Annotated in this window: 8 protein-coding genes; 4 read left to right on the forward strand and 4 right to left on the reverse strand. The window is 58.9% G+C overall.

What is annotated here, in order from left to right; all coding sequences use genetic code 11:
* Window positions 1-170 precede the first annotated feature (170 nt).
* From WMO66_RS01555 to rpsR, 4 genes are all read left to right on the forward strand, one after another.
* Window positions 171-344, forward strand: coding sequence for a DUF6199 family natural product biosynthesis protein (locus WMO66_RS01555; RefSeq protein WP_349134662.1), 174 nt, complete (start codon window positions 171-173; stop codon window positions 342-344).
* 171 nt (window positions 345-515) lie between these two features.
* Window positions 516-812 (forward strand): 30S ribosomal protein S6, encoded by a 297-nt coding sequence (gene rpsF, locus WMO66_RS01560; RefSeq protein WP_349134655.1) that lies wholly within the window; start codon window positions 516-518, stop codon window positions 810-812.
* Window positions 813-824: 12 nt separating this feature from the next.
* Entirely contained in the window at window positions 825-1,319 is a 495-nt protein-coding gene (locus tag WMO66_RS01565; RefSeq protein WP_349134656.1) for a single-stranded DNA-binding protein, read from the forward strand.
* Between the two features lie 41 nt (window positions 1,320-1,360).
* On the forward strand, window positions 1,361-1,594 hold the full coding sequence (gene rpsR / locus WMO66_RS01570; RefSeq protein WP_349134657.1) for a 30S ribosomal protein S18: 234 nt from the start codon (window positions 1,361-1,363) through the stop codon (window positions 1,592-1,594).
* A gap of 65 nt (window positions 1,595-1,659) precedes the next feature.
* On the opposite strand, the gene abc-f is transcribed toward rpsR, so the two are convergent.
* The 4 genes from abc-f to WMO66_RS01590 form a co-directional block, all read right to left on the reverse strand.
* Complete coding sequence (abc-f, locus tag WMO66_RS01575; protein ID WP_349134658.1) at window positions 1,660-3,150, reverse strand: ribosomal protection-like ABC-F family protein; 1,491 nt, start codon at window positions 3,148-3,150, stop codon at window positions 1,660-1,662.
* Window positions 3,151-3,434: 284 nt separating this feature from the next.
* The gene (locus WMO66_RS01580; protein WP_349134659.1) at window positions 3,435-4,145 is read right to left on the reverse strand and encodes a hypothetical protein; all 711 of its coding nucleotides are present in this window, start codon (window positions 4,143-4,145) and stop codon (window positions 3,435-3,437) included.
* Window positions 4,146-4,286: 141 nt separating this feature from the next.
* A complete protein-coding gene (locus WMO66_RS01585) occupies window positions 4,287-4,913 on the reverse strand; it encodes a flavodoxin family protein (RefSeq protein WP_349134660.1) in 627 nt (208 codons plus the stop codon).
* A 13-nt stretch (window positions 4,914-4,926) separates the two neighbouring features.
* Window positions 4,927-6,021: an aldo/keto reductase gene (locus WMO66_RS01590; protein ID WP_349134661.1), complete on the reverse strand. Its 1,095-nt coding sequence runs from the start codon at window positions 6,019-6,021 to the stop codon at window positions 4,927-4,929.
* Window positions 6,022-6,186: the final 165 nt, after the last annotated feature.

Raw genomic sequence — 6,186 nt, forward strand, 5'->3', positions numbered from 1 at the left:
GAAGAAAAGTGTGAAAGGAAACCGTCAGGGTGTCCTTTCGCGTTTGATCACCCGCCGCAGCGGCAGAATTGCAAAATAATGTTACAAAATTTTATTTTGCAATTCCAGAAGCAGCTTGGCGAAAAAGCCCTAGAGGGACTTTTTTGACAAGCTGATTCTTTTTCCCGCTGATCGGTTTTTTCATGCTGTTCTTCCCGGAGGATATTTTTGAGATCATGAATTCTCGGCGGAATGAAGCAAACGGCGAACCGACCCGGTCTTTTCTGATCGGCACACGCATCGGCGGCGCGATCATGATCCTGCTGGGCATTGCCGGACTCGTAGTCACGATTCTGGGACTGTGATCCTGTTTTCCGGTGCTCTCCCCGGAACACGCGGAATTTCTCCACAAAAAAGTTTGGAAAATGCTTGACTTTTGCCGCACGGAACGGTAAAATAGATAGGCCTGTGAATTTCAGGCGATCCTTGCCGCCGCAGCGCGGCGGCCACAAGTCCAAAAGGAGGTGCAAACAACAATGGCTAAGATTTCCGGTAAGTATGAGATCGTCTATATCATCGACCCCGCTCAGGGCGAAGAGGGTATTGCCGCTCTCGTGGAAAAGTTCAAGGCGATGGTTGAGGCAGAAGGTACTCTCACGAGCATCGAGGAGTGGGGCAAGCGCCGGCTGGCCTACCCGATCAACGACCTGCCCGAAGGCTACTATGTCCTGATGAACTGCGAATGCAAGCCCGAGCTCCCCGCTGAGCTGGACCGTGTGTTCAAGATCACCGACGGTATCCTGCGCTCCATCATCGTCGCTGTCGAAGCGTAAGGGGGACTCCTCATGCTGAACCATATCGTTCTCATGGGCCGTCTCACCCGTGACCCCGAGCTGCGCCGTACCGGTTCCGGCATCGCGGTCGCATCCTTCTCCCTCGCGGTTGACCGTGATTTCGGCAGCAGCGCGAACAACGGCGAGAAGGAAACGGACTTCATCGACATCGTGGCATGGCGCAATACGGCGGAATTCGTCAGCAAGTATTTCACCAAGGGCCGCATGGCGGTGGTCTCCGGTCGGCTCCAGATCCGCAACTGGACCGATAAAGAGGGCAACAAGCGCCGCAGCGCAGAGGTCGTGGCAGACAATGTCTACTTCGGCGACTCCAAGCGCGATGCCGCAGGCGACAACAGTGGGTATTCCCCCGCGCCGTCCTATGGCTACAGCGCACCGGCTGCGCCTGCTGCGGGCAGCTCCCACGGCTACGCCGCACCCGCTGCCCCCGCGCCGGCTTCCGACTTCTCGATGATCGAGGACGACGACAGCCAGCTCCCGTTTTGATTGAGCTTTTTCCCTGAGATTGCAAGAAGGAGGATTTCATCATGGCCAATGATAGAACTCGGCCCCGTAAGCGCAGAAAGGTTTGTAACTTCTGCGTGGACAAGGTTACGAGCATCGACTTCAAGGATGCTGCCAAGCTTCGCCGCTACACGTCCGAGCGCGGCAAGATCCTGCCCCGCCGCACGACCGGCACCTGCGCCGAGCATCAGCGTCAGCTGACCGTCGCCATCAAGCGCGCCCGTCAGATCGCCCTGCTGCCCTACGTCGCAGACTGATCTTACAGCAGAACAAACACCCTGCAGAGTGATCTGCAGGGTGTCTTTTTTGCGAAAAATTGCATTTATGCCTTCTGCATCGATACGATCCGCGTTGCGACGTGTTCGCAGAACGCTTTATCATGCTCCACAAACACGATGGTCGGCCGGAACCGGAGCAGGAGCTCCTCGATCTGGATACGCGAGATCACATCGATATAGTTGAGCGGCTCATCCCAGACATGCAGGTGTGCCCGCTCGCAGAGCGAAGCCGCCAGCAGCACCTTTTTCCGCTGTCCCTCGCTGAGCAGCCGCAGGTCGCGCTCCAGCTGGGCCTTCGGCACATCCAGTTTGTTCAGGATGGAATAGAAGCGGCTTTCATCGATCTCTTTTTCGCGGATCAGCTCTGCCGCGCTGCCGCAGAGCCCCGACGTGTTCTGCCCGACAAAGGAAATGCGCAGGCCGCTGCCACGCCGGACCTCGCCTCCATGCGGGACGTCCATGCCGCACAGCAAATGAAGGATACTGCTTTTGCCGCAGCCGTTCGGCCCCTGCAGGGCGATCCGCTCCCCTGCCCGCACCGAAAGGCCGAACGAATCGCAGACAGTCCGCGCCCCATATGCGATGCGGATGTTCCGCAGCTCTGCGAGCCGCTCTGTATAAAACGGAAGCTGGACGAGCTTCAGTTCCTCCCGCCGCTCCAGGTTTTTCAGGAGCAGCTTTTTCTCCTCCAGCGCGGCTTCGCGCCGCTTCTCGATGGCCTTGGCGCGCGCCATCGTGCGCTCCGCCTTTGCTCCCTGATAGGAGCGGTAATTATCCGGCCGGTCCGCAGGCGCGCTGCCGATCTTCCGGGCTTCCGCCCTTCCCGCCCACTGGGTTTTTTCGCGCGCCGTATCCTGCAGGCGGGCGATCTCCCGCAGGAGCTTCTCGTTTTTCCGCTGCTCAAAGGCGTCCTGCCGCTCCCGGTTCTCCATCCATGTGGAAAAATTCCCCCTGCAGACCTGAATATCCGCCCGGTTGATCGAGAGGATGTGGTCGACGCATCCGTCCAGAAATGCCCGGTCGTGAGAAACGAGAAGAAATCCGCGCTTCCGGCTGAGATAACGGCTTACTAGCTCGCGCCCCGGCAGATCAAGATGGTTTGTCGGCTCGTCGATCAGCAAATAGTGCTGCTCCGACGAAAACAGGACCGCAAGCTGCAGCTTTGTCTGCTCGCCTCCGCTGAGCGTGGCATAGGACCGGAGCAGGATCGACTCGTCGAGCCGCAGCTTTTCCATCTCGCACTGCAGCCGCCAGAGCTCATAATCCGGCTCCATTTCCGAGACGGCGTCGATGGCCGGTGCCTCCGGACGACGGATCAAATAAGGGAAATAGGAAACCGGCGTGCTCGCGGAGATCGTTCCCTGATAGGGATATGTCCCGCACAGCAGGCGAAGCAGCGTTGTTTTTCCGCGCCCGTTGCGTCCGATAAGGCCGAGTCTCCAACCGGTGTCGATCTGGAAGCTGGCATTCTCAAAAACAGGCTCGTAGCTTCCATCATAGGTAAACGTCAGATTTTTGACGTGGATCAGTGACATTGTGTGCCCTCCATGACGTAAAAATGGCCGCAGGAAAGCATCCCGCAGCCATTGTGCATCCGTCGCCAGAGGGCAGACCGGTCACGCGCAGTTGAGGGACCCGCATATTCCTGCATCAGGGCATAGCAAAGCCAAGCGGCCGCTTCGCCGCTTTGTCTTGTCAGCCCAACGTTCAGCAGGAAATATGGCGCATCTTCTCAACTCCACTTCCGATGCCGCGCCGCAGCGCAGCTCAAAATTTGGTTCTATTATAATAGAGAATTCGGGAAATTACAAGGGAAATCTCATTCGGATGCCAGCACCGCACGCGGCCTGCGCAGCAGCAGAACAAGCGTCAGGAGCAGCTGCGGAACGAGTACGACCGCAAAATGCAGCGCGTCCCGGCCGAGGTCGAACGGCAGCGTCCAGTAGGTCATGCCGAACTGCAGCGCAAACAGCACGACCATCCATGCCGCCGGGTAGAACGTCACACGTCGTCCGGCGCGGAACACGAGCAGCGTGATGCCGAGGCAGCACACCGTCGCTGCGATCCAGATGCCCGCCATCGGGCTGCCTGTGAACAGCCCGTCATGCAGCAGATCGAGCAAACTGACAAACAGGTACAGGACGGTTAGACCGCCATAGGCCGCCCACGCCGTGCATGGCATCTCCCGCCGTGCCGCAAGATGGAACCCCTGCACGGCAGCCGCAAACATGCCGGACGCCAGACCGGCCAAACCGATCTCCAGAAAATAGCCGCGGAGAAAATAGCTGGGGATCAGGATAAAGCCCAACGTCAGGAAGATCGGAGCAGCCCAGCAGAAGCGGCCGCTGTACCAAGTCAGCGCACAGGGCAGGATCACGAGGGAAAGCGGCAGAGCGGCTGCAAGCAGGATCAGGCTGGCGGATGGCAAGCCCGCGAGCAGGAAACAGGCGATACAGAGCAGCAGACAGCAAAGCAGAGCAGCGCCCGCCGAGACAAACTCCGTGCGGAGGATTTTTTCCTTCGGGTTCATGGAGGTTCCGCCTTTCTGTATCAAATTTCAATCTGGATTTGCATTCTATGCGCAGGTTACCATATTCCGCCCGATCTGTCAAGCCCTTCCTGCAAAAAACGGGGCAGTTTCCGAACGAAACCGCCCCGTGATATTCCGGATTTATCGGATGAAATGCGTCGCGATGCGGGCTTCCTTCTCCGGAAGGCCGAACTGCTCGCGGCCGAGCGCGATGCAGCGCATCAGGAAGGTCATGTTGCGGGCCAGAACGCGCATGGTCTGCAGGCCCTCGCCGTCCTGCTCCGCCTCCCCTGCCGCGCGGCCGTGGATGCTGTTCCAGTACTGGCTGGAAGCCACCGGCATGCCGGAGATCGTGAAATATTTATTCAGCTCATCGAACGTCGCGGAGCAGCCGCCTCGGCGGGCGCAGGCCACGCTGGCGCCGACCTTCATCGTCTTATCAAACGAAGTGCTGTAAAACAGCCGGTCAAGGCAGGCGACAAGCGTCGCATTGGCCGACGCATAGTAAACGGGGCTTGCCACGACGAGGCCGTCCGCCTGCTCGAATTTCGGGGCCAGCTCATTCACCACGTCGTCAAACACGCATTTGCCGAGCTTGGCGCAGCCGTTGCAGGCCACGCAGCCGCGCACGGCCTGATTGCCGACCTGCACGGTCTCGACCGCAACGCCGCTCTCCGTAAAAATTTTCTCCATTTCCCGCAGAGCGATGGACGTGTTGCCGTTCGCGCGCGGGCTGCCGTTGAGCATCAGAACATGAAGCTCTTTCATCAAAATATCCTCCTTATGCGCCGAAATAGGCCTGAATTTCCTGCATGCGTGCGCTCTGCGCAACGTGGAAGGGGCAGCGGCTGTCGCAGTGCCCGCAGCCGACGCAGTCCTCTGCGCGGTGCTCAAGCGTCAGATAGTGCTCCTTCGCGAGGCCGTCGCCGAGGCGCGCCAGATCGTAATACTTATTGATAAGGCCGATATCCAGCCCGACCGGGCAGGGCTGGCAGTGCTTGCAGTAGACGCACTTGCCCTTGGAATCCTCCGGCGTGAACGCGCTGATGCAGGAATAGTCACGCTCCTCGGCGGAGGTATCAAAGAAGTCCAGCACCTCGCGCAATTCCTGCTCGCTGCCGTAGCCGGGCAGGACTGTCAGTACGCCCGGCTTATCGAGCGCATACTGGATGCACTGCGCCTTCGTCAGCGCCTTGCCGAACGGAGACCGGGCGGCATCGAGCAGCTGCCCGCCGCAGAACGGCTTCATGACCGTGATACCGACGCCGTCACGCTGGCAGTGAGCGTACATCGCATTGCGTTCCTCGCTGCCGCCGATGCCATAGTCACCTTTGCCATAATCGTAGATGGGATTCACACTGAACATGACGACATCAATGAACTTCCGGTCCAGCATTTCCTCGACCAGCGCCGGAGTGTGCGAGGAAAGGCCCAGATGATGCACGACACCGCTGCGCTTCATCTCGAGCAGATAGTCCAGCACGCCGTTTTTCTCGTAAGTAACCAGGTCGCTGGCCTCATCGATGCAGTGGATAAAGCCGAAATCGATGTAGTCCGTCTTCAGATTCCGAAGCTGCCAGTCGACGGAGCGCTTCACGCCCTCAAGGTCGGTCGTCCAGCCGTATTCGCCGCTTGTATAGTCCGCGCCGAAGTGAACCTGCAGGTAGACGCGGTCTCGCAGATCCTGCAGGGCCTTGCCATAGGCGCCGAAGATCGCTGCATGGCCGCCTGCCATGTCAAAACAATTCACGCCCAGCTCGACCGCAGCGCGGACAGTCCCGATGATCTCGCTTTCCGGCCGCGCGCCGATGACGGACGAGCCCATGCCGATGACGCCGATCCGCTCGCCACCATGGGGTAAGGTACGATATTCCATGCTTCCTCCTTCTGCGCCGCAGCGCTTCCGATCCAGTTTGATATAAACGGGTAGAATATGAAAAGAACCTGCCGATTGGCAGGTTCTTATGTTGGCGTTACCTATCTTCCCGTGCAGTCACCCGCAAAGTATTGTCGGCGCAAATGAGCTTAACTTCTGTGTTCG

Source organism: Faecousia intestinalis (assembly GCF_040096185.1).
GTDB lineage: Bacteria > Bacillota > Clostridia > Oscillospirales > Oscillospiraceae > JAZOXB01.

Bases quoted from the DNA above. Each gene is read 5' to 3' on its own strand.
- WMO66_RS01565 (WP_349134656.1), top strand. From the start codon at position 825: ATGCTGAACCATATCGTTCTCATGGGCCGTCTCACCCGTGACCCCGAG.
- abc-f (WP_349134658.1), bottom strand. From the start codon at position 3,150: ATGTCACTGATCCACGTCAAAAATCTGACGTTTACCTATGATGGAAGC.
- WMO66_RS01580 (WP_349134659.1), bottom strand. From the start codon at position 4,145: ATGAACCCGAAGGAAAAAATCCTCCGCACGGAGTTTGTCTCGGCGGGC.
- rpsF (WP_349134655.1), top strand. From the start codon at position 516: ATGGCTAAGATTTCCGGTAAGTATGAGATCGTCTATATCATCGACCCC.
- WMO66_RS01585 (WP_349134660.1), bottom strand. From the start codon at position 4,913: ATGAAAGAGCTTCATGTTCTGATGCTCAACGGCAGCCCGCGCGCGAAC.
- WMO66_RS01590 (WP_349134661.1), bottom strand. From the start codon at position 6,021: ATGGAATATCGTACCTTACCCCATGGTGGCGAGCGGATCGGCGTCATC.
- rpsR (WP_349134657.1), top strand. From the start codon at position 1,361: ATGGCCAATGATAGAACTCGGCCCCGTAAGCGCAGAAAGGTTTGTAAC.